Source organism: Paracoccaceae bacterium (assembly GCA_019454225.1).
In the GTDB taxonomy this organism is placed as follows: domain Bacteria; phylum Pseudomonadota; class Alphaproteobacteria; order Rhodobacterales; family Rhodobacteraceae.
Genome location: CP075370.1, coordinates 1240216 through 1260471, shown reverse-complemented (window position 1 = coordinate 1260471; position 20256 = coordinate 1240216). Strand labels below are relative to the sequence as shown.

General features: G+C 68.7%; 24 protein-coding genes. 11 read left to right on the top strand and 13 right to left on the bottom strand.

Annotation, left to right across the window (positions count from 1 at the left end):
- Positions 1 to 176 precede the first annotated feature (176 nt).
- Together KF887_05990 and lepA are read right to left on the bottom strand one after the other, a co-directional pair.
- The gene (locus KF887_05990) at positions 177 to 989 is read right to left on the bottom strand and encodes a hypothetical protein (protein QYK42657.1); all 813 of its coding nucleotides are present in this window, start codon (positions 987 to 989) and stop codon (positions 177 to 179) included.
- A 229-nt stretch (positions 990 to 1218) separates the two neighbouring features.
- Positions 1219 to 3018, bottom strand: coding sequence for a translation elongation factor 4 (gene lepA / locus KF887_05985; protein ID QYK42656.1), 1800 nt, complete (start codon positions 3016 to 3018; stop codon positions 1219 to 1221).
- Positions 3019 to 3414: 396 nt separating this feature from the next.
- Between lepA and KF887_05980 the strand changes: the two genes are divergently transcribed.
- Complete coding sequence (locus tag KF887_05980; protein ID QYK42655.1) at positions 3415 to 3729, top strand: hypothetical protein; 315 nt, start codon at positions 3415 to 3417, stop codon at positions 3727 to 3729.
- Between the two features lie 28 nt (positions 3730 to 3757).
- Here KF887_05980 and KF887_05975 read toward each other — a convergent pair whose 3' ends face one another.
- Positions 3758 to 4207, bottom strand: a complete 450-nt coding sequence (locus KF887_05975) for a low molecular weight phosphotyrosine protein phosphatase (protein QYK42654.1) — start codon at positions 4205 to 4207, stop codon at positions 3758 to 3760.
- Positions 4208 to 4236: 29 nt separating this feature from the next.
- Between KF887_05975 and KF887_05970 the strand changes: the two genes are divergently transcribed.
- A complete protein-coding gene (locus tag KF887_05970; GenBank protein ID QYK42653.1) occupies positions 4237 to 4938 on the top strand; it encodes an NAD-dependent deacylase in 702 nt (233 codons plus the stop codon).
- A 21-nt stretch (positions 4939 to 4959) separates the two neighbouring features.
- Here KF887_05970 and KF887_05965 read toward each other — a convergent pair whose 3' ends face one another.
- The 4 genes from KF887_05965 to KF887_05950 all read right to left on the bottom strand — a co-directional run bounded on the left by KF887_05965 (position 4960) and on the right by KF887_05950 (position 7136).
- Positions 4960 to 5841: a copper chaperone PCu(A)C gene (locus KF887_05965; GenBank protein ID QYK42652.1), complete on the bottom strand. Its 882-nt coding sequence runs from the start codon at positions 5839 to 5841 to the stop codon at positions 4960 to 4962.
- A gap of 43 nt (positions 5842 to 5884) precedes the next feature.
- Positions 5885 to 6232, bottom strand: coding sequence for a hypothetical protein (locus tag KF887_05960; GenBank protein QYK42651.1), 348 nt, complete (start codon positions 6230 to 6232; stop codon positions 5885 to 5887).
- A gap of 106 nt (positions 6233 to 6338) precedes the next feature.
- Entirely contained in the window at positions 6339 to 6626 is a 288-nt protein-coding gene (gene rpmB, locus KF887_05955; protein ID QYK42650.1) for a 50S ribosomal protein L28, read from the bottom strand.
- Between the two features lie 102 nt (positions 6627 to 6728).
- On the bottom strand, positions 6729 to 7136 hold the full coding sequence (locus KF887_05950) for a DUF4864 domain-containing protein (GenBank protein ID QYK42649.1): 408 nt from the start codon (positions 7134 to 7136) through the stop codon (positions 6729 to 6731).
- 131 nt (positions 7137 to 7267) lie between these two features.
- Between KF887_05950 and KF887_05945 the strand changes: the two genes are divergently transcribed.
- Complete coding sequence (locus tag KF887_05945; GenBank protein ID QYK42648.1) at positions 7268 to 8134, top strand: CHAD domain-containing protein; 867 nt, start codon at positions 7268 to 7270, stop codon at positions 8132 to 8134.
- 11 nt (positions 8135 to 8145) lie between these two features.
- Here the strand turns inward: KF887_05945 and KF887_05940 are convergent, their stop codons facing one another.
- Entirely contained in the window at positions 8146 to 9729 is a 1584-nt protein-coding gene (locus KF887_05940) for a lysine--tRNA ligase (GenBank protein ID QYK42647.1), read from the bottom strand.
- Between the two features lie 97 nt (positions 9730 to 9826).
- Between KF887_05940 and KF887_05935 the strand changes: the two genes are divergently transcribed.
- On the top strand, positions 9827 to 10249 hold the full coding sequence (locus tag KF887_05935) for a tellurite resistance TerB family protein (protein QYK42646.1): 423 nt from the start codon (positions 9827 to 9829) through the stop codon (positions 10247 to 10249).
- A gap of 45 nt (positions 10250 to 10294) precedes the next feature.
- Here the strand turns inward: KF887_05935 and KF887_05930 are convergent, their stop codons facing one another.
- From KF887_05930 to KF887_05920, 3 genes are all read right to left on the bottom strand, one after another.
- Positions 10295 to 11107 carry an ion transporter gene (locus tag KF887_05930; protein QYK42645.1) on the bottom strand — a complete coding sequence of 271 codons (813 nt, stop codon included), beginning with the start codon at positions 11105 to 11107 and terminating at the stop codon, positions 10295 to 10297.
- A gap of 146 nt (positions 11108 to 11253) precedes the next feature.
- Positions 11254 to 12144, bottom strand: coding sequence for a DMT family transporter (locus tag KF887_05925; protein QYK43457.1), 891 nt, complete (start codon positions 12142 to 12144; stop codon positions 11254 to 11256).
- 55 nt (positions 12145 to 12199) lie between these two features.
- Positions 12200 to 13087, bottom strand: a complete 888-nt coding sequence (locus KF887_05920) for a LysR family transcriptional regulator (GenBank protein ID QYK42644.1) — start codon at positions 13085 to 13087, stop codon at positions 12200 to 12202.
- Positions 13088 to 13218: 131 nt separating this feature from the next.
- Here KF887_05920 and KF887_05915 point away from each other — a divergent pair, with 131 nt between their 5' ends.
- The 3 genes from KF887_05915 to KF887_05905 all read left to right on the top strand — a co-directional run bounded on the left by KF887_05915 (position 13219) and on the right by KF887_05905 (position 15005).
- Positions 13219 to 13689: a hypothetical protein gene (locus tag KF887_05915; GenBank protein ID QYK42643.1), complete on the top strand. Its 471-nt coding sequence runs from the start codon at positions 13219 to 13221 to the stop codon at positions 13687 to 13689.
- The gene (locus KF887_05910; protein QYK42642.1) at positions 13686 to 14162 is read left to right on the top strand and encodes a hypothetical protein; all 477 of its coding nucleotides are present in this window, start codon (positions 13686 to 13688) and stop codon (positions 14160 to 14162) included. Before KF887_05915 ends, KF887_05910 begins: the two co-directional genes overlap by 4 nt.
- Before the next feature lie 72 nt (positions 14163 to 14234).
- Complete coding sequence (locus tag KF887_05905) at positions 14235 to 15005, top strand: methyltransferase domain-containing protein (protein ID QYK42641.1); 771 nt, start codon at positions 14235 to 14237, stop codon at positions 15003 to 15005.
- 136 nt (positions 15006 to 15141) lie between these two features.
- Here the strand turns inward: KF887_05905 and KF887_05900 are convergent, their stop codons facing one another.
- Entirely contained in the window at positions 15142 to 15579 is a 438-nt protein-coding gene (locus KF887_05900; GenBank protein QYK42640.1) for a transcriptional repressor, read from the bottom strand.
- A gap of 339 nt (positions 15580 to 15918) precedes the next feature.
- Between KF887_05900 and KF887_05895 the strand changes: the two genes are divergently transcribed.
- Positions 15919 to 16629 carry a hypothetical protein gene (locus tag KF887_05895; GenBank protein QYK42639.1) on the top strand — a complete coding sequence of 237 codons (711 nt, stop codon included), beginning with the start codon at positions 15919 to 15921 and terminating at the stop codon, positions 16627 to 16629.
- Positions 16630 to 16668: 39 nt separating this feature from the next.
- Here KF887_05895 and KF887_05890 read toward each other — a convergent pair whose 3' ends face one another.
- Positions 16669 to 17496, bottom strand: coding sequence for a transglutaminase family protein (locus tag KF887_05890; GenBank protein ID QYK42638.1), 828 nt, complete (start codon positions 17494 to 17496; stop codon positions 16669 to 16671).
- A 185-nt stretch (positions 17497 to 17681) separates the two neighbouring features.
- Between KF887_05890 and KF887_05885 the strand changes: the two genes are divergently transcribed.
- From KF887_05885 to fabB, 3 genes are all read left to right on the top strand, one after another.
- Positions 17682 to 18374: a DUF1868 domain-containing protein gene (locus KF887_05885; protein QYK42637.1), complete on the top strand. Its 693-nt coding sequence runs from the start codon at positions 17682 to 17684 to the stop codon at positions 18372 to 18374.
- Between the two features lie 111 nt (positions 18375 to 18485).
- Positions 18486 to 18995, top strand: a complete 510-nt coding sequence (gene fabA / locus KF887_05880; GenBank protein QYK42636.1) for a bifunctional 3-hydroxydecanoyl-ACP dehydratase/trans-2-decenoyl-ACP isomerase — start codon at positions 18486 to 18488, stop codon at positions 18993 to 18995.
- Positions 18996 to 19011: 16 nt separating this feature from the next.
- Positions 19012 to 20241, top strand: a complete 1230-nt coding sequence (gene fabB / locus KF887_05875) for a beta-ketoacyl-ACP synthase I (GenBank protein QYK42635.1) — start codon at positions 19012 to 19014, stop codon at positions 20239 to 20241.
- Positions 20242 to 20256 lie beyond the last annotated feature (15 nt).

The following is a 20256-nucleotide window of genomic DNA, read 5'->3' as shown; positions in this document are numbered from 1 at the left end:
CGATCGGTTCCGGCGCCAACGTCATCTTCGGCCGCGGCGGCGCGGTCCTGCCGCAGATCCTGATCTTCCCGGTCTTCGGGCTGCACACGACGCTGGCCCCAAAACCTGAAGTGGGCGTTGTGTTTCCGGTGGTGCCGTCCTGCCCGAACCTGCGGACGTGTCGGAGCGCGATGCCTTCAGACGCCCGCAAGCGCCGCCATCCGCTGGATCATCGGGGCGTTGATGGCGCTCGCGAACAACCCGGTCAGGACCACCAGCCGGGCCGAAAACCTCATGTCTTCGCCCCTCAGGATGGCGTAGGTCATCGCGGCGGCGCCCAGGGGTGCCCATACCAGGATCAGCGTCGCATTCATCGCATGGGCAGCAAGCCGCAGCTTGGCGTTCATGCGCGCGGGCACCAGTTCTTCGGGGTTCGCTGGGTACAGCGCCTCCCTGAGCCGTGCGAGCTCGGCGCTGCGCGTGGCGGGCAGTGCGGGACGGTCGTTGGCGGCCTCTGCCCCGCCCTGCGCCGACGCCGCGCGTGGCAACGGATCGACCAAGACATCGGGTTCCGGACCGGCGCGGTCCCCCGGCGATGGCGGCAATCCGTCGGGCAGGGCATCGGGCAGGTCAGCGCGTGGCGCCTCCGCGGCCTGAAGCCAGCGGATCGCCAGCGCCGGATGGCGTTCGTGCAGCCGCCTGACCAACTGCGCGCACATCTCCTCGTGGCCAACGGGCGAGGCGCAGGTCGCGACGTCCGGCCGGGGCGCGACCGATACCAGCAGACAGGCCAAGTTGCCATTCGCGGGCCTGTCATCCCACCCGAGCGCAATTCGGCCGGTGGGCAGGTCGAACATGGCGAGATCGTCGCAGTCCCAGCCAAGTTCCAGCTGCCTGCCGTGTACGGGCGCAAGGATCGCCCGGAACGCGGCGACAAGGCGGGCGAAGTTCGGCGGATGATCGTCGGCATGGGCAAGCAGCACGACGGTTCCGGATTGATGCATAGTCATGTCTTAATCCCCCATCTTGTCTCCTAGACCGCAACACTTCGACAGAAACGTGATCCAACTGTGGCGATGAAGCGCAGTTGCCGTGTGGCGGGTAGGGGATGTTGACCTTCAGGGTCTGCTGGCGGCGCGACGGCGTGCTGAAGTCAGGTACAGCCCAAGCAGGCCCGCCCTGCTCACTGCAAGCTTGCCGGCGCGCCCTTGGCGGTCTGAGCGATCGACGGCACCCGGCCTAGCCATCCATCTTCAGCGCGCTGATGAAAGCCTCCTGCGGGATCTCGACCTTCCCGAACTGGCGCATCCGCTTCTTCCCGGCCTTCTGCTTCTCCAGAAGCTTCTTCTTCCGGGTCGCGTCGCCGCCGTAGCATTTCGCGGTAACGTCCTTGCGCATGGCCGACAGCGTCTCGCGCGCGATCACGCGGCCTCCGATGGCGGCCTGGATCGGGATCTTGAACATGTGGCGGGGGATCAGGTCCTTGAGCTTTTCCACCATGGCGCGGCCGCGCATCTCGGCCCGGTCGCGGTGGACCATCATCGACAGGGCATCGACAGGTTCCTCGTTCACCAGAATCGACATCTTGACCAGATGGTCCTCGCGGTACTCCGCAAGCTGGTAGTCGAAGCTGGCATAGCCCTTGGTCACCGATTTCAGCCGGTCGTAGAAGTCGAACACCACCTCGGCCAGCGGCAGGTCGTATTCGACCATGGCGCGCGACCCGGCATAGGTGAGGTTCAGTTGGATGCCGCGCCGGTCCTGGCAGAGCTTGAGGATGTCGCCCAGGTATTCGTCGGGCACCATGATGGTGGCCTTGATCCGGGGTTCCTGGATGTGGTCGATCAGCATCACGTCGGGCATGTCGGCGGGATTGTGCAGCTCGACCACCTGACCCGACTTCATGTGCAGCTTGAACACCACCGAGGGCGCGGTGGTGATGAGATCGAGGTCATATTCGCGTTCCAGCCGGTCGCGGATGACCTCAAGATGCAGGAGGCCCAGGAAGCCGCAGCGGAAGCCGAAGCCGAGCGCGGCAGAGGTTTCCATCTCGGAACTGAAGGAGGCGTCGTTGAGCGAGAGCTTCTCGATGGCGTCGCGCAGGGCGTCGAAATCGGCGGCATCGACGGGGAAGAGACCGCAGAACACCACAGGCTGCGCGGGCTTGAAGCCCGGCAGGGCGGTGGTGCAGGGCTTGCGTTCATGGGTGATGGTGTCGCCGACGCGGGTGTCGCGGACCTGCTTGATCGAGGCGGTGAAGACGCCGATCTCGCCGGGGCCAAGCTCGGCGATGTCGCGCATCTCGGGCTTGAGAACGGCGAGGCGGTCGATGCCGTAGGCGGCGCCGGTCTGCATCATCTTGATGCGGTCGCCCTTGCGGACCACGCCGTCCATGACGCGGATCATCACGACGACGCCGAGATAGGCATCGTACCAGGAATCCACCAGCATGGCCTTGAGCGGCGCGTCGCGGTCGCCCTGCGGCGCGGGCAGGCGGGTGACGATGGCCTCGAGCACCTCGGGAATGCCGAGGCCCGACTTGGCCGAGATCAGCACCGCATCCGACGCGTCCAGGCCGATCACGTCCTCGATCTGTTGGCGGACACGGTCGGGCTCGGCGGCGGGAAGGTCGATCTTGTTCAGCACCGGCACGATCTCGTGCCCGGCGTCGAGCGCCTGGTAGACATTGGCGAGCGTCTGCGCCTCGACCCCCTGCGATGCGTCGACCACGAGCAGCGAGCCCTCGACGGCGCGCATCGAGCGGCTGACCTCATAGGCGAAGTCGACGTGGCCAGGGGTGTCGATCAGGTTCAGGATATAGGTCTGGCCGTCCTTCGCGGGATATTCGATGCGGACGGTGTTGGCCTTGATGGTGATGCCGCGCTCGCGCTCGATATCCATGCTGTCGAGGATCTGCTCCTTCATCTCGCGCGCGGCGACCGTGCCCGTCAGCTGGATCAGGCGGTCGGCCAGCGTGGATTTGCCGTGGTCGATGTGCGCCACGATGGAGAAGTTGCGGATGTGCGAAAGCTCGGTCATCCGCGCGATATAGACGGTTGCCGCATGCCCGGAAAGGGGCCTTCCGCCCTTGATGAAATCCGGGACGGACCCACGCGCCGGCACGGCGGGCCTGAACAAATCCTTGCCCAGCCAGCGACGCCTTCATGACTGCGCCATTCCGACGCGGAGCGCGGCACATGCCGGGCGGGCCATGCGTCGGTCACCACGATTCGGGCATGCCGACGCGGCCTCGGGGGCAGCATGTTGCGGCGGTGCGGGACGTTGGCCACCATGACTTGTATCGGGCGGAGTGCCGCCGTTCTGCGCCGCAGAAAGATTGATTATCCTTGCCAGAATCGGCATGATTGTTGCCAAATCCAGACCGGCTGCGGCACCGCTGCACTGGCGATATCGAGGCAAGGCAGGACGATCCCGATGAAAAGAACCGTGTTGGCCGTTGCGGCGGCAACCCTGATTGTTCCGTTTGCAGCGACGCTGGCGATGGCAGGGCCGATCGAGCGTGCCTGTCTGTCATCCGACCGCAAGGCGGTGTCGCGCGCGATGTGCGGCTGCATCCAGCAGGCCGCCGACATGACGCTGCGCGGGTCCGACCAGCGGAAGGCCGCGCAGTTCTTCAAGGACCCGGATCGCGCGCAGCAGGTGCGCATGTCGAAGTCGGACGCCGACAACGAGTTCTGGACGCGCTACAAGAATTTCGGCACGACGGCCGAGGCGTTCTGCGCGGGCTGAGCCCACGGACGGGACCCCCGGCACCGTGCTAGCGCAGCCGGTCGATCAGACCCGCGCAGGCGGCTTCGACAAGGTCCAGCGTTTCCTCGAAATCGCCGGTGTACCAGGGGTCGGGAAGATCGCTGCGGGACAGTTGCGGCGCATAGGGCAGCAGCAGGCGTGGTTCGGGGGCACCGGGCGGCGCCAGCCGCGCCAGATCGCGCAGGTTCTGCCCATCCATTGCAATGATCAGGTCGAACCGGCCGAAGTCGGCCGCCACGACCTGCCGCGCGCGCAGCGACGACAGATCATAGCCCCGGCGGGCGGCGGTCGCGACCGTTTCGGGATGCGGGGGTTCACCCCGATGCCAGCCGCCGGTGCCTGCGCTGTCGGCCTGGGCATCAAGGCCCGCGCGCGCGGCCATGGTGCGGAACACGCCCTCGGCCGTGGGCGAGCGACAGATGTTGCCGAGACAGACGAACAGGATACGCTGCGCCATGGCGCGGTGATAGCAGGTGCGGTGGCGCGATGAAACGGATCGTCGTTCTGACGGGGGCGGGGGTATCTGCGGAAAGCGGGCTGGGCACGTTCCGCGACCGGGACGGGCTATGGTCGCAATACGACCTGAACGAGGTCGCGACGCCCGAGGGGTTTGCCCGCAATCCGCAGAAGGTGCTCGATTTCTACAACGCGCGTCGGGCGAATGCCGCGGGCGCGCGGCCCAATGCGGCGCATCTGGCACTGGCGCGGCTGGGCGCCGCGCTGCGCGAGCGGCTGGTGCTGGTGACGCAGAATGTGGACGTGCTGCATGAACAGGCCGGATCAACCGGGGTGATCCACATGCACGGGCGGCTGGACCGCGCGCGCTGCACCGGTTGCGGGGCGGACTGGCAGGCCCCGGCGGTGATGCAGGCCACCGACCCCTGCCCCGCCTGCGGCGCCCCCGCGACGCGGCCCGATATCGTCTGGTTCGGCGAGGAGCCGAAGATGATGGACGAGATCGAGCAGGCCGTGCGCGGCTGCGGTGTCTTTGTGTCGATCGGCACCTCGGGGGTGGTATGGCCCGCCGCCGGGCTGGTGGCGCGGGCGAACTTCTACGCCCGCGCGCATACGGTCGAGATCAACATGGAGCCGACCGGGGCGGATGGCGCCTTTGCCGATCGCCGCCTGGGACCGGCGAGCGTCACCGTGCCCGCCTGGGTGGACGAGGTGCTGGCGCGGGGGCCCTGACGGCCGCCCGCGCCGCGCCGTTCAGTGCCCGGTATGGACGCCGCCCACCATCACGATGCCTTCGAAGGAGGACCAAAGCGCCACCTTCTCGCTGCCCATCGCATCCTCGGCACCGGCAAAGGCGGCCGCCAGCCGTTCCGCGGGGCCGACGCCGTGCTGCGTCAGGAAGGACGGCAGGCGCAGGTCGGCGCCACCGCACAGCACGATGGTCCACTGCCCGTCACGCCGTTGCAGCAGGGCGCGGCCGCCCTTGTCATCCTGCGCCCAGGAGGCCAGCGCATGCACGCCCTCGACGGTCACGGGGCCAACGTTCAGGGGCGCCTCGGGGCGGTCGAACTGGGCCATCATGACGGCAACGATCGCATCGGCATCGGCCATGCCGGCCGTGTCGACCGCCGTCGGGGCGCCATGGTGGTTGTGCATGTTGTGGCCCGACTGCTCGCCGTGACCGTGGCCATGCGCGCCGTCGCCGGCCTTGCGGGCATTATCCACCGGAACCTCGACGGTGATCGCCTCGCCGCGCTCAAAGGTCAGGGTGACCGATATCACGTCGCCGTCCTTGAGCGGCCGCGTCAGGCCCATCAGCATGACGTGGTCGCCCCCGCGCATGAGGCTGCGCGTCTCGTTCGCGCCGACCGGGATGCCGTCCTTCACCTCGACCATGCGCATCACGCCCTGCGCATCCTGCACATGGGTGTGCAGTTCGACGCGGGCGGCAGCATCCGAGGCGGCGGCGACCAGGCGGTCGGCCTCGGCCGCGTGGTTGACGATGTCGAAGAACACCGCCCCCGAACCGGAGGCGGCGACGCGGGCATAGGCGTTCTCGATGTGGACGCCGTCATGGGCGAGTGCGGGAAAGGCCAGAAGGGCCGCGAATGCGGCGGGAAGGATGCGGGACAGCATGGAATGCTCCTGTCGGCGGGTTGGGACTGATCGGATTGCGGGATCAGGCCCGCAGGGGCGGGGCACGGGCCAGCGGCGCCGGTGCGGGGCGCGGGATGGCGACGGGCTGACCCGGCGGCAGGATGCTGCGGCCGGTGGTGGCGGGGCGGTGCAGCACGGGGGCCGCGGGTGGCAGGAAGGGGGCAAGGGCCGCCAGGCAATCGGGGCAGGGATGACGGGGGCCGGTGGGGTTGCCTTCTGCGTCCAGCGTGACGGTGACGGTTCCCGATCCGGTGCACAGCACCATCTCCAGCCCCGGCACGCCCGCCTGCGCGCGTGCCACCGCGCCCGTCTGCGAGACGAGCGCCAGCACGACGGCCAGGACGAGCGACAGGGCGGAGCGCCAGATCATCCGGCTGGAATAGCGCCTTGGCGGCTCGGGGTGAAGCGGACAAAACCGCGCAAATGACAAAGACCCCGCCGGGGCGGGGCCTTGCGGGTGCTACGGCGCCCGGCAATCAGGCGGCGGTCTGCGCCTTTTCCACGTCGCGCTTGATCTTCAGCGCCTTGGGCGACAGTTCGTCATCCTTCGCCTTGGCGAGGAAACCGTCAAGCCCGCCGCGGTGATCGACCGTGCGCAGGGCATGCGCCGAGATCCGAAGCTTGAACGACTGGCCGAGGATGTCCGAGATCAGCGTGACCTCGTTCAGGTTCGGCAGGAAGCGCCGCTTGGTCTTGTTGTTGGCGTGGCTGATGTTGTTGCCCACCATCGGGCCCTTGCCACTGAGTTCGCACACGCGCGACATCGTCGTATTCCTTGTTTCAACAGGGTATTGTGCCGCCGGACGCAGCCCCATACCCGTTCCATCGGCGCCGTCTAGCGGGTCGCACCGGCGGCGTCAAGCGATTCAGGCGCCGACCCCGGCCGCCTTGAGCAGTTGCACACCGTTGATCTGCCAGCCGTCGGGGGTGGCAAGCATCTGGTAGTCGAGCAGATGCGTGCGCCCTTCGGCATCCGTCACCATGACCCGCTGCCATAGGGCACCTGCCACCTCGCGCAGTTCCAGCATGCGGACGCTGCCGGGACGATGGACCATGGGATAGCCGTTCCTGACCATCGCGCCGAAATTCTCGGGCGTGCGGAAGATGCCCTTGATGTTCGGGGCGGCGAAGGTGAAGGCCGTGGCGAAATCGTCGGCGCGGAACGCCTCGATCTGGCCGAGGATGGTCGATTCGATGCCCGCGCGATCGGCCCCCTGTGAATGGGCCGGCGCGGCGAGCAGGACGAAGGCGGCGGCGAGCAGGGTCTGGCGCATCGGAACGCTCCGGTGTTCGGGGGGCCTTGGATGAAGCCTAGAACGAACTGCCCGGGGATCAAGTTTCATGGTGGTCCTGCCCGCGACTCGTTTCGTTTGCGGGTCGCAGGCGGCGCCCCTATGATCGCCGCATGAGCTTTGCCTTCCGCCGCCGCGACGCTGACCTGACCGCCGGACTGCGCCGCATCGCGGCCACCGAGATCGCAGCCGCGCTTGCCCAGCTTGACCCCGGGCCGCCCGATGCCGCGGGGGTGCATGACCTGCGCAAGCGCATCAAGAAACTGCGCGGCCTGCTGCGGCTGGTCCGGCCCGGCATGGCGCGGGCGACCGACGAGATTGCCGTGCTGCGCGACGCGGCGCGGGGGCTTTCGCCAGTGCGCGACGCCGAGGTCATGCTGATGTGGCACGACCGGCTGGCGCCCGGGGCCGATGGGCCGCTGCGGGCGATGCTTGCCGCGCGCGTCGAGACGGCACGCGCGGGGGCAGACCTGCCCGGAGCGGCCGAGGCGGCGCGCACGGCCTTGCAGGGGGTCGCGGAACGGGTGCCGGAATGGCGCGTCAAGGGAAAGGGCGCGGCGGTGCTGAAGGCATCGCTGGCGCGCAGCCTGCGCCGGGGCGCCTCGGCAATGCAGGAGGCCCGGGCCACGCGCGAGGTCGAGGCGCTGCACGACTGGCGCAAGCGGGCGAAGGACCTGTGGTACCAGACCCGCCTGCTGTCGCCCGTCTGGCCCGATGCCGTGGCGGTGTGGCAATCGCTTGCCGACGATCTGGGCGAATGGCTGGGCGAACACCACGATCTTGCGGTGTTCCAGGCCCTGACCGCAGACGCCGAGGGCGCGGCCGGGACCGAGGCCATGGCGGTCCGGGCGCAGGCACGGCTGATGTCATCCGAGATCGAGGCGAAGGTGTTCGAAGCGGGCGGGCGGCTTTACGCCGCCGACCCCGATGCGGTGGCGGGCATCATCGTGGACTGGTGGCGGGTCTGGCGCGAAGGCTAGGGCCGGCCGGGTCAGGCGGCGGCGAGTTCCCCGGCAAGCGCCCGGTCGATCAGGGCCACCGTCTCGGCCAGCCCGTAGAGCGCCACGAAGCCGCCGAAGCGCGGGCCTTCGGAGGCGCCCAGCAGCACCTCGTAGAGCGCGCGGAACCAGTCGCGCAGCGGTTCGAACCCGTGGTCCTTGCCGACGGCATAGACCACGCTCTGCAACGCCTCGTCCGCCACTGCCCCGTCCCAGGCGGCAAGCCGCCCCCGCAGGTCCGAGATCGCGGCGCGTTCGCGGTCGTCAGGCAGCCGGTAAGCCTTGGTCGGCCGGACCTTGTCGTTGTAGTAGCGCACGGCATAGCCCGCCGCGGCATCCAGGTCGGGGTTCGCCTCGGGCGTGGCGCCAAGCGCATATTTGCGCAGAAAGGCCCAGAGCACCGCCTTGTCCTCGGCCGCCGCCGCCGACGCGAGGTTCAGGAGCATCGCGAAGGACACCACCATGCCGGAGGCGGGAGGATTGCCGCCATGGATGTGCCAGACCGGATTGTTGACCCGGGCGTCGGCGTCCTGCGCCGGATAGGCGCTGAGCTGCTGGTGGTATTCGTCCACCGCCTTGGGGATCACGTCCCACCACAGGCGCTTGGCCGTCTTGGGCTTCTGGTACATGAAGTAGGACAGGCTTTCGGTCGACGCATAGGTCAGCCATTCGTCGATGGTCAGGCCGTTGCCCTTTGACTTGGAGATCTTCTGGCCGGCCTCGTCGAGGAACAGCTCGTAGGTGAAGTGATGGGGCGCCCGGCCCCCCAGCACCTCGCAGATACCGTCATAGATCGGGGTGTTGGTGGAATGGTCCTTGCCATACATCTCGAAATCGACACCCAGCGCGGCCCAGCGGGCGCCGAAATCGGGCTTCCACTGCAGCTTGCAATGCCCGCCCGTGACCGGCACCGTCCATTCGCGGCCCGTCTCGTCATCGAAGGTGATCGTGGCGTCCCGCGCATCGACATGCTTGATCGGCACATACAGGACACGCCCGGTTTCGGGGTGGATGGGCAGGAAGCAGGAATAGGTCTGCTGGCGTTCCTCGCGCAGGCTGGCCAGCATGATCTTCATGATGGCATCGTAGCGTTCGGCGGCCAGCCGCAGCGTGTCGTCGAACCGGCCCGAGCGGTAGAAGTCGGTTGCGCTGATGAATTCGTACTCGAACCCGAACGTGTCCAGGAACCGGCGCAGCATGGCGTTGTTGTGGTGCCCGAAGCTTGCAAACTCGCCATAGGGATCGGGGACAGACGTCAGCGGCTTCTGCATGTGCTGGCGCAGCATCTCTTGCCGGGGCACGTTGTCGGGCACCTTGCGCATCCCGTCCACATCGTCCGAGAAACAGATCAGCCGCGTCGGAATGTCGCTGATCACCTCAAAGGCGCGGCGGATCATGGTGGTGCGGGCCACCTCGCCGAAGGTGCCGATATGCGGCAGACCCGAGGGACCGTAGCCGGTTTCGAAAAGGACATGGCCCTTGGCCGGGTCCTTGCCGCCAAATCGCTTCAGGATGGCGCGCGCTTCCTCGAAGGGCCAGGCTTTCGATTTCATCGCGGCGTCGCGCAGGGCGGACATGGGGCGCATCCTTCCGGGGTTCGGGGCTGTCGTCCTCTATTGCCGGGGGGGGCGCGCGTCAATAATCTCCGCCGCAACGCCGCAACAGGAGCCGCCGATGCCCGACACGCCCCCGTCGATGACCCCACAGGACGCGCTGCTTGCGATCATGGTGGCGGTGTCGATGTCGGATGAACAGATCCGCACCTCGGAACTGGTCGCGATCCAGCGGATCGTCGGCAGCCTGCCGGTGTTCGAGGGCTATGACCCGGACCGCTTCCGCCAGATCACCCAGGTCGTGATGGACCTGTTCGAGGAGGAGGAGGGGCTGGAGGCGCTGTTCGGCCTGGTGCGCGACGGCCTGCCGGACCACCTGAACGAGACGGCCTATGCCCTGGCCTGCGACGTGGCGGCGGCGGACGGCAGCCTGCGCGAGGTCGAACTGCGGATGCTGGAGGAGGTCAGGCACGAGCTGAGCGTCGACCGGCTGCACGCGGCGGCGATCGAATGGGGCGCGCGGGCGCGGCACATGCGGCCGTGAGTGCGGTGGCGGGCAGCCCCTCGGGGGCCTGCCCGCGCCCCTGCGTCAGGCGCCGATGCGCTCGGCTTCCATGCGGGCCAGCATGGCGCGGATGTGCTTGACGTCTTCCTCGATCTTGGCAAGGCGCAGGCCGTCCGACACTTCCTCCACCTCGACGCCCTGCACCGCCATCTCTTCCCGCACCTCTTCTTCCTTCGCCTTCTCCATCGCGTCCACGATGATGCCGAACAGCAGGTTCAGCGTCGTGAAGTTGGTGAAGATGATGAAGCAGACAAAGAAGATCCATGCGCGCGGGTGATGCACGATCACCTCGTCGGCGATGCCGTTCCAGCCTTCCAGCGTCATCAGCTGGAACAGCGTGAAGAAGGTGGTGCCGATGTCGCCGAAATACTGCGGCACGTTCTTCGAGAACAGCGTCACGCCGATGATGGCGCCGACGTAGTACATGATGAACAGGATCCCCGCGATCGAGGCCCCGCCCGGCAATGCCGCGAACATGCCGTTGATCACCCGCCGCATCGAGGGCACGGCGGTGGCCAGCCGCAGCACCCGAAGCACCCGAAGCGCCCGCAGCACGCTGAGCGACCCGGTGGCGGGCAGCAGGGCGATCCCCACGACCACCGCGTCAAAGATGTTCCAGCCATCGCGGAAGAACTGCCCGCGGTAGACGAACAGCTTCATCGCGATCTCGGCCACGAAGACGACAAGGCAGAGGTTGTCGAGCAGCTCCAGGAATTTCCGCAGGCCCGGTGAAAGGTCCAGCGTCAGCAGCCCCAGGATTGCCGCGTTGACCAGGATGACCCCGATGATGAACGATTGAAACTGACGGTCATCGACCAGCTTGTGGATCGACGTCATGATGCGTGCTCCGCGCGTGTGGTTGGGTTTGGCGGAAACGACCGCCCGACGGCATGCGAAATTCCGGGCCAGACCGGCACGACCGTTTCCTCGTTTCCGCCGTTATGCCGGGAAATTCCGGGGGTGCGGAGATGGACGCGACGCTATCACATGGGCGCGGTTTGTCGCGGGGATTCTGGCGTTTTGACGGTTTCTTCCTTCAGCAGCAGGCCCAGTGCCGCGACGGTAAGCGCCACACCGGCCAGCACGCCCACCGGCGGGGCGTCACCGCCCGCGGCCAGTTCCCACAAGATCACCCACGAGGGCACCAGATAGGTATAGGCCATGACCTTTGCCGAGGGCAGCCTCAGCGCCGCATATTGCAGCAGCACGAAGGTCATGGCCGATGCGGCGACCGCCACATAGACCAGCGTGATCCAGACCAGGGGCGGCAGCGCGGACCAGTCGGTCGCGCGGATCGCGGGCCATGACCACAGCGTCAGCATCACGAAGCCCGCCACCATCATCCCGAAGGTGAACACGATGGCCGGTTCGCCCCGGTTCAGCCATCGCACCATCGGGGCATAGACCGCGTGGGCCAGGCAGCCCCAGAAATACACCACCTCGCCCCGGCCGATGTTCATCGCCATCAGCGCGGCGATGTCGGCACGAAAGATCACCCACAGCGCCCCTGCCCCGCCCGCCGCCAGGGCCAGCGCCATGCGCGGTGTCGTCACCTGCCGCAGCATCAGCCAGCCGAACAGGCCCGCCATCGGCGGGGTGAGCGTGAAGACGGCCGCGGCCGATACCGGCGTCGCCGTCTTGAGCCCCTCGAACATCAGCACGAAATAGGCCGCGAGCAGCGCACCAAGCAGCACATAGCGCCAGGGCGCCCGCCAGGCGCTGCGGGGAATGCCCGTGGTGGCAAGGGCGGCCGCCCCCACGATCAGCCCCGCCAGCAGGAACCGCAGCGCCGTCAGCGCGCCGGGATCGATCAGCGGCGCGGCCCGCGCGCCCAGGCTGAACGACCCCGCCACGAGACCCGAGAAGGCCAGCATGGCCAGATGCCCGCGCGCGGGCTCCGACAGGCGGGCAAGGCGGGCCGCCGTCATGTCACAGCCCCTGCCAGCCCTTCGCCGCCTCTTTCAGATGCGCAAGGAACCGCTGCACCTTCAGCGTGCGGTGCAGGTCGACATGGGTGACCAGCCACAGCGGCGCATCCCATTCGGGCCGGGGCGGCAGGATCTGGACGAGCGCGGGATCGGCATCGCCCTGCCAGACCGGCATGAAGCCGATCCCGGCGCCCGCGCGGACGGCGGCCTCGATCCCCGCCTGTTCACTGGCGCGGAACACCACGCGGTCTTCGGGCAGATGGTCGCGCATCCACACGGAAAAGGGCGCCCGGCTTTGCGGGTCGTCGGCCCCCACCAGGTCATGGGCGGCCAGGTCAGCCTCGGTCGCGGGCTTGCCGCGCGCGGCGACATAGTCGGTGGATGCGTAAGGCGCGTTGCGCAGCCGCAGGAAGGGTTGCGCCACGTTGTCGGGCTCGGACGGTGCGGCACCGGCGCGGATCGCCACATGCGCCTCGCCGAAGTCCAGCCGGAACAGCCGCAGGTCGGACAGGAACCGGACGATCAGCCCGGGATGCGCGGCACGGAAACTGGCCAGCACCGGGGCCAGGATCGGCGCCAGCCCGCTGATCGAGGTGACGACCAGTTCGCCCGTCACCGACTCGCCCTGCCCCCGGATGCGGCCTGCAAGCTGCGCGAACTGTTCCTGCGTGACCTGCGCCACGGCCAGCAGATCCCGCCCCGCCTCGGTCGGCGTGTAGCCGCGCGGATGACGCTGGAACAGCCGCACGCCCAGCCGCTTTTCCAGCGCATCAATGTGGCGGATCACCGTGGCATGGTGGACCCCCAGCACCTCGGCCGCGCCCGAGACGGTGCCCAGGCGCGCGACCTGAAAGGCGGTGCGCACCTCATCCCAGTTGTCGAAGCCCATGTTGGCCCTTCCCGCGACGGATGGCACAGGGTTAGCGCGGGGCGCCGCGGGATCAAAGGGCAATTCGTGGTGATCGCCCCGGTTGACCGGGCCGCCCCCCGCGCGCAGCATGTGTCCGGGGGGAACGGCGGATGCGGGTGATCGAGGAGACGGCAGAGCGGCTGGTGCTGGTGCACCGGCCCTGGCTGATGGGGCTGGGGCTGGCTGTGGCGACGCTGGGAACCGCGCGGATCGCGCTGGCCCTCTGGTCAGAGGGCGACCTGCCCGGCACGCTGATGATCGGGGCGGGGGCGGTGCTGTGCGCGGTGGCCTTCGCGGTCTTCGTGCGGCCCGCCCGGGCGGTGTTCGACCGGCGGGCCGGGACGGTCGAGGTGACGGAATGGACGGTGACCGGGACGCGGCGGCGCGGGGCGCCGCTGGCGCAGGTCACCGGCGCCACGATTTCGCGCGGGCGCGACACGATGAAGCCGGGGGCCGCGCGCGGCGCGCTGGCCGTGGTGTCGCTGCGCGAGGGGGCGCTGCCGCTGGGATCGGCCTATCTGGGTTACCGCCCGGCATCGCGGGCGGTGGCGGCGGTGCAGCGCTGGCTGGGGCCGGTGTGAGGGTCCGGCAGGACACGCCCGAGCGCCTGGTGCTGGAGGACCGGCCCTGGGTCATGGGCATCGCGATGGCTGGCGGTGTCCTGATCTTCGTGGCCGTCGCGATCACGACGCTGGCCGAAGCGCCCTGGCTGGCCGTCGGAATGCTCGGCGGGGCGGCGCTGTTCGGGGGGATCGGCGCCGTGCTGATCCGCCGCTCGATCGCGATCTTCGACCGGGCGGCGGGCGCGATGGTCTGGCGCGAGGTCAGGATCGGCGCGACCCGCGAGGAAACGGTGGCGCTGCGCGACATCCGGGCAGCGGTGGTGCAGACGGGATCGACCGGGGGCAGCGGCGCCACCACCCGGCGCTGCGCGCTGCGGGTGGACGGCCGGGCCGAGGTGCTGCCGCTGACAGTGGTCTATTCCTCGGGGTCCGGGGCGGTGCAGGCGGCCGAGGCGGTGAACCGCTGGCTGGCCGGGAACCGCCCGGCATAGGGCCCGGCATCGCCGCCGTTGAACCGCCGCCGCCGCCGTGGCAGCCTGCCACCCGGGCAGATGGGGGCGCCGATGGACGAACTGTATCACGACCGGCTGATCCGTTTTCTGGAAGGGCTGTGGGGCGAGGGGTTCCTGTCGCCCGGCGGACCGGAAGAGGTGGCGCGGATCCTGGACGGGCGGCGGCTGGACGGGCTGTCGGTGCTGGACATCGGATGCGGCGCGGGCGGGGTCAGCCTGTGCCTGGCGCGCGATCACGGGGCGGCCTGGGTGACCGGGATCGACGTCGAGGACGGCGTGATCGGGCGCGGGCGGGCGGTGATCGCGGCGGCGGGGCTGGCGGGGCGCATCGGGCTGGCCAAGGTGGCGCCCGGCCCCCTGCCCTTTCCGCCCGGCTGTTTCGACGTGGTGTTCTCGAAGGATTCCATCGTCCACATCCCCGACAAGGCCGCGCTGATGGCCGAGGTGTTCCGGGTGCTGCGGCCGGGCGGGATGTTCCTGGCGTCGGACTGGCTGATCGGGCATGACGGCCAGCCATCGGCGGAGATGGCGGCCTATATCGCGGCGGAGGGCCTGGATTTCGGCATGGCCTCGGCGCGGACCTATGCGGCCGCGATGGCGGCGGCGGGGTTCGGGGCGATCGAGACGGTCAGCCGCAACGCCTGGTACCGGACGGCGGCGCGGGCCGAGCGCGACCGGCTGCGGGGGACCGAGGGCGCGGCCATGGCGGAAGCGGTGGGGCAGGATTTCGTGGACCACAACATCGAGCTGTGGGACCGGATGATCCCGGTTCTGGACAGCGGAGAGCATTGCCCGACGCATCTGCGGGCGGTCAAGCCGTGACAGGCAACGGGGCGTCCCACCGTGGGACGCCTGGCCGCATGTGGGATTTCAAGGGGTTGCACAGGGGTCATTAACCACCTGTTAGGAATTGCACCGCAATCCGGAGGCGCAGGTCGACCGGCGCGGGGATCCCGCGTCAGGCCCGGCGCAGCCGGATCACGACATCGACCCGCGCGATTTCGGTTCCCGCAGGCGGGCGCGGCAGGCGCGCGATTTCCAGTTCGTCCGCCGGCGCGTCGGTCAGCGTGGCGCTGTCTTCCCAGTAGAAATGGGGGTGGTCGTCCATCCGGGTGTCGAAGTAGCTTTTCGATCCGTCGACCACGACCTCCTGCATCAGCCCGGCGTCGCAGAACGCACGCAGCGTGTTGTAGACGGTCGCCAGGCTGACGCTTTCGCCCGCGTTGGCCGCTGCCGCATAAAGGCTTTCCGCGGTGACATGGCGGTTCTGACCGTCGCCCACCAGCAGCACCGCAAGCGCCACGCGCTGCCGCGTCGGCCGCAGGCCGCCCTGCGCAAGCCAGGTTTCGCCGCGCGCGGCGGCGGTATCGGAAACAGACGTGGCAAATGGCTCCATGTCCGGAATATAGGGCAGGAAGCCCGCGTGTTTCAATCGGGATTTGTCGAAAGCGCCCGCGGACCGGCCAGGTGACGCGGCCATGCCGGTGAAACGCGCATCGACGCACCGGCATGGCGCGAGGCGGGCGCAGGCCGCTGCCCGCCGGTTGCCCGTGCGCCCGCAAGCCCGGCGATCAACCGGTGGTGTTGCGCGACGAACACGTCGCCTACTGCTCGCGCGGAATTGCGCGGCATCTGGTTTTGCAAGCCTGCACCATGGGTTACGGTCTGCGCCGGGGTCATGTGGACCCCGGGCAGACCAGACGGGCACAAGCCCGCGCATCTACAGGAGCAGTTCATGAGAGTTCGCGTTTGCGCCGCTGTTGCGGCCGCATGTGTTGTTGCCGCACCGGGCGCGATGGCGCAGCAGGTGACCGGCGGCAGCATCACCCTGTCGCACTCGGCATTCACCGAGGATGGCGACGTTGCGAAAACCTCGCTGGCGGGTTCGGTCGAGGTCGGATTCAGCCGCGATTTCTCGGTCCAGTTCGACCTGGGCGGCAGCCGCCTGAATTTCGCGGACGAGACGGTGACGACCGGGGTTCTGCACGGCATCTATCACCTGAACGCGAACACGTCGGCCGGGGTGTTCGTGGGCCTTGACCGTGCGGCGGGCGAGTCGCTGAATTTCGTGGGTTTCGAGTTCGGCCACATGGCCGGGCGCACGGGGTTCGAGGCCTATGTCGGACGGGGCGAGGAACAGGGCGTGTCGGGGACGCTGATCGGGCTTTCGACGCGCTATGCGGCAACCGAGCAGCTGGGTGTGGGCGTGTCGCTGGACCAGATGGATGTCGGCCCGCTGAACGCCACGCGCTACAGCCTGAACGGCGATTACGCGGTGACGCCGAACGTCAAGGTGTTTGGCGAGATCGGCGCGGCGCGTGCCGAGGTGCTGGGCCTGTCGGACAGCGAGGGCTACGTGAAGATCGGCGGCAAGTTCACCTTTGGCGCCAAGCGCGGCACGACCTTCGGCCAGCGGTCGGTGCTGAACATCCTGCCGGGGCTCTGACGGCCTTGTCCGGCCCCTGCGCGACCCGCGGGGGCCGGATCAGTCGGGCAGGTTCGGCGGGGGCGCGGCCAGATCGTAGGCCCAGACGGTGAACCGCTGCAGCGTGTGCGGCCCGAAGGAATGCACCAGCGGCACATCCGCCGCATCGCGCCCGTGGGACACCTTGACCCGGCCGATCCGGCGCGTGTTGTTGCGGGGATCGAAGGTCACCCATCGACCGTCGAGCCAGACCTCCATCCAGGCCGAGAAGTCCATCGGGTCGACCACCGGCACGCCGATGTCGCCGAGATAGCCGTTCACATAACGGGCCGGGATGTTCATGCAGCGGCAGAGCGCGATGCCCAGATGGGCGAAGTCGCGGCAGACGCCGACCCGTTCGGCCTGGGCGTCGCCGGCGGTGCGGGTGGCGCGGGCGGCCATGTAGTCGAAGCGGATGTGCCCCTTCACATAGTCGCAGATCGCCTGCACCCGCGCCCAGCCGGGCGGCAGGTTGCCGAACAGGTTCCAGGCGGTCTGGCTGAGGCGGTCGGTTTCGCAATAGCGGCTGCCGAGCAGGTAGATCAGCGTCTCGTCGGGCAGGTCGGCGATGGGGGTTTCCCGGGCATCGGGCAGATGGGCATCGGGCAGGCCGCTGTCGCGGACGGTGCAATCCTGCCGGATCGAGAAGTCGCCCTGCGGCGCCAGCATCCGCAGGCAGGTGTTGCCGAACAGGTCGCGGTAGCGCGACACCGGCACCGGCGGGTCGGTGATCACCGGCCCCTGCCGGTCCAGATCGTCGCGCCGTTCGTCATGCAGCGTCAGCAGGCAGATCAGCGGCGTCGGCTGCGCGCAGCGGATGGTGATGTGATGGCCGAACCGGATCAGCATGGATGCCCGCCTTTCGGCGCCGCGACCCGTTCGCGCTGCCAATCCTGCACATGGGGCCAATCGTCGCCGATAGCCAGCCCCATGCGCCGCGGCGGCGGCGGCGGGGTTGGGTTGCGCGGCGGATTGCATGATGAATGGGCAGGATCGGCACGATTCGGCCGTGGCGGGGCGTGACAGGAGGGGCCGTGCAGGACTGGCAGGATCATGTGTCACCGGCTGGCGATCCGCCGAACCGCCATCTGGGCAGGCGGTTCGACCTGGCCGGGCGGTTCCTGCCCGAGGCGGGGAATACGGTGATCTGCCAGCTTGTCCCGGGATCGGCCAGCGAGGCGGCGCTGCTGGACCTGCGCGCGGCGCTGATGGCCCTGCCCCATGCCGACCATTTCGCCCTCACCACCCCCGCAAGCTGGCACATGACGCTGTTCGACGGCGTGATCGACAGCGCCCGGGATGCGGATGGCTGGGCAACCGGCTTGCCGACCGACACGCCCATCGAGACGATGACGGCGGCGCTGGCGGCGCGGCTGGAGGGGTTTCCGGCGCTGCCCGCGTTTCGCATGGCGATCACCGCCGTCACGCCGATGGGCCTGCAGCTCGCGGGGGTCACGCCAGCGGACGAGGCGGCGGCCCGCGCCTGGCGCGATGCGCTGTCGGACCGGCTGGGCATCCGCAGGGCCAATCATGCGACCTATCGCCTTCACCTGACACTGGCCTATGTGCGCCGCTGGCTGCCGCGCGCGGCGCTGCCCGCGCTTGCCGCGCGGCTGGACGGCCTGACCCGGGAGATGCGCGGGCGGCTGCCGGTTCTGGATCTTGCGCGCCCGGCGTTCTGCCGGTTCGACGACATGAACGGCTTTCCGGTGGTCCGCCCGCTCTGACCTCGGCGCGGGGCGCACTTGCACCCCGGCGAAGCGCGGTGTTACAGGATGTGACAGGCCGGTGATTGCGCGGCCGGAGCGAGGGCAGGGCAAGGGGAGGCACCGCGCCATATGGCGGATTTTCCGACACGTTTCGACCGCGACGACCTTCTGAAATGTGCGCGGGGCGAGCTGTTCGGCCCCGGCAACGCCCAGCTTCCCGAGCCGCCGATGCTGATGATGGACCGGATCACCGACATTTCGGAGGACCGGGGCGAGCACGGCAAAGGCCATGTGGTGGCCGAGTTCGACATCACGCCCGACCTGTGGTTCTTTGCCTGCCACTTTCCCGGCAACCCGATCATGCCCGGATGCCTGGGGCTGGACGGCCTGTGGCAGCTGACCGGGTTCAACCTGGGCTGGCGCGGCTGGCAGGGGCGTGGCTATGCCCTGGGGGTGGGCGAGGTCAAGCTGACCGGGATGGTCCGGCCCGACCGCAGGATGCTGACCTACAAGGTCGATTTCACCAAGGCCCTGACCACCCGCCGCCTGACCATGGGCGTTGCCGACGGGATTGTGGAAGCCGACGGCGAGGTCATCTATCAGGTGAAGGACATGAAGGTCGCGCTGTCGGCCTCGTGACGCGAAAGGAGAAGCCATGCGCCGCGTCGTGATCACCGGAATGGGCGTGGTATCGCCCATCGGCAATACCGTCACCGAAGTCGAGACCAGCCTGCGGGCCGGCAGGTCAGGCATCGTCTTTGCGCCGGAGTATGCCGAGCACGGCTTCCGGTCGCGGGTGCATGGCCAGCCGCAGATCGTGCTGGAGGACCATATCGACAAGCGCGACCTGCGCTTCATGGGCGACGGCGCGGCCTACAACTTCATCGCGATGAAACAGGCGATCGAAGACAGCGGGCTGGATGCGGCCGACGTGTCGAACGAGCGCACGGGGATCATCGTGGGGTCCGGCGGGCCGTCCACGAAAAGCTTTTTCAAGGCGCATAACATCGTGCGCGAGACCGGCAGCCCGAAACGCATCGGCCCCTTCGGCGTGACAAAGGGGATGTCGTCGACCACCTCGGCCTGCCTGGCGACGCCCTTCAAGATCAAGGGCGTGAACTATTCCATCACCTCGGCCTGCTCGACCTCGGCGCATTGCATCGGCAACGGCGCGGAGCTGATCCAGATGGGAAAGCAGGACATCGTGTTCGCGGGCGGCGGCGAGGAACTGGACTGGACACTGTCCTGCCTGTTCGACGCCATGGGCGCGATGAGCAGCAAGTACAACGACGCGCCCGAGACGGCGAGCCGGACCTATGACGCCACGCGCGACGGGTTCGTGATTGCGGGCGGCGGCGGGGTCGTGGTGCTGGAGGAGCTTTCGCATGCCCTGGCGCGGGGCGCGAGGATCTATGGCGAACTGACGGGCTATGGTGCCACGTCGGACGGGCACGACATGGTCGCACCGTCGGGCGAGGGCGGCGAGCGGTCGATGCGGCTGGCGCTGTCGACGCTGCCCGAGGGGCGGCGCATCGACTATATCAACAGCCATGGCACCAGCACCCCCGTGGGCGACGTGACCGAGATGGAGGCGATCCGCCGGGTGTTCGGTGACGGCAGGACGCCGCCGGTGGCCTCGACCAAGTCGCTGACCGGGCATTCGCTGGGCGCAACCGGGGTGCATGAGGCCATCTATTCGCTGATCATGATGAACGCGGGCTTCATCGCGGCGTCGGCGAATGTCACCACGCTGGACCCCGCGCTGCGCCCCGAGGAAATCGTGACGACGCTGCGCGAGGGTGTCGAGATCGACGGCGTGCTGTCCAACAGCTTCGGCTTCGGCGGGACGAATGCGACGCTGGTGATGAGCAGGTACCGCGACTGATCGGGGACAGGGCAG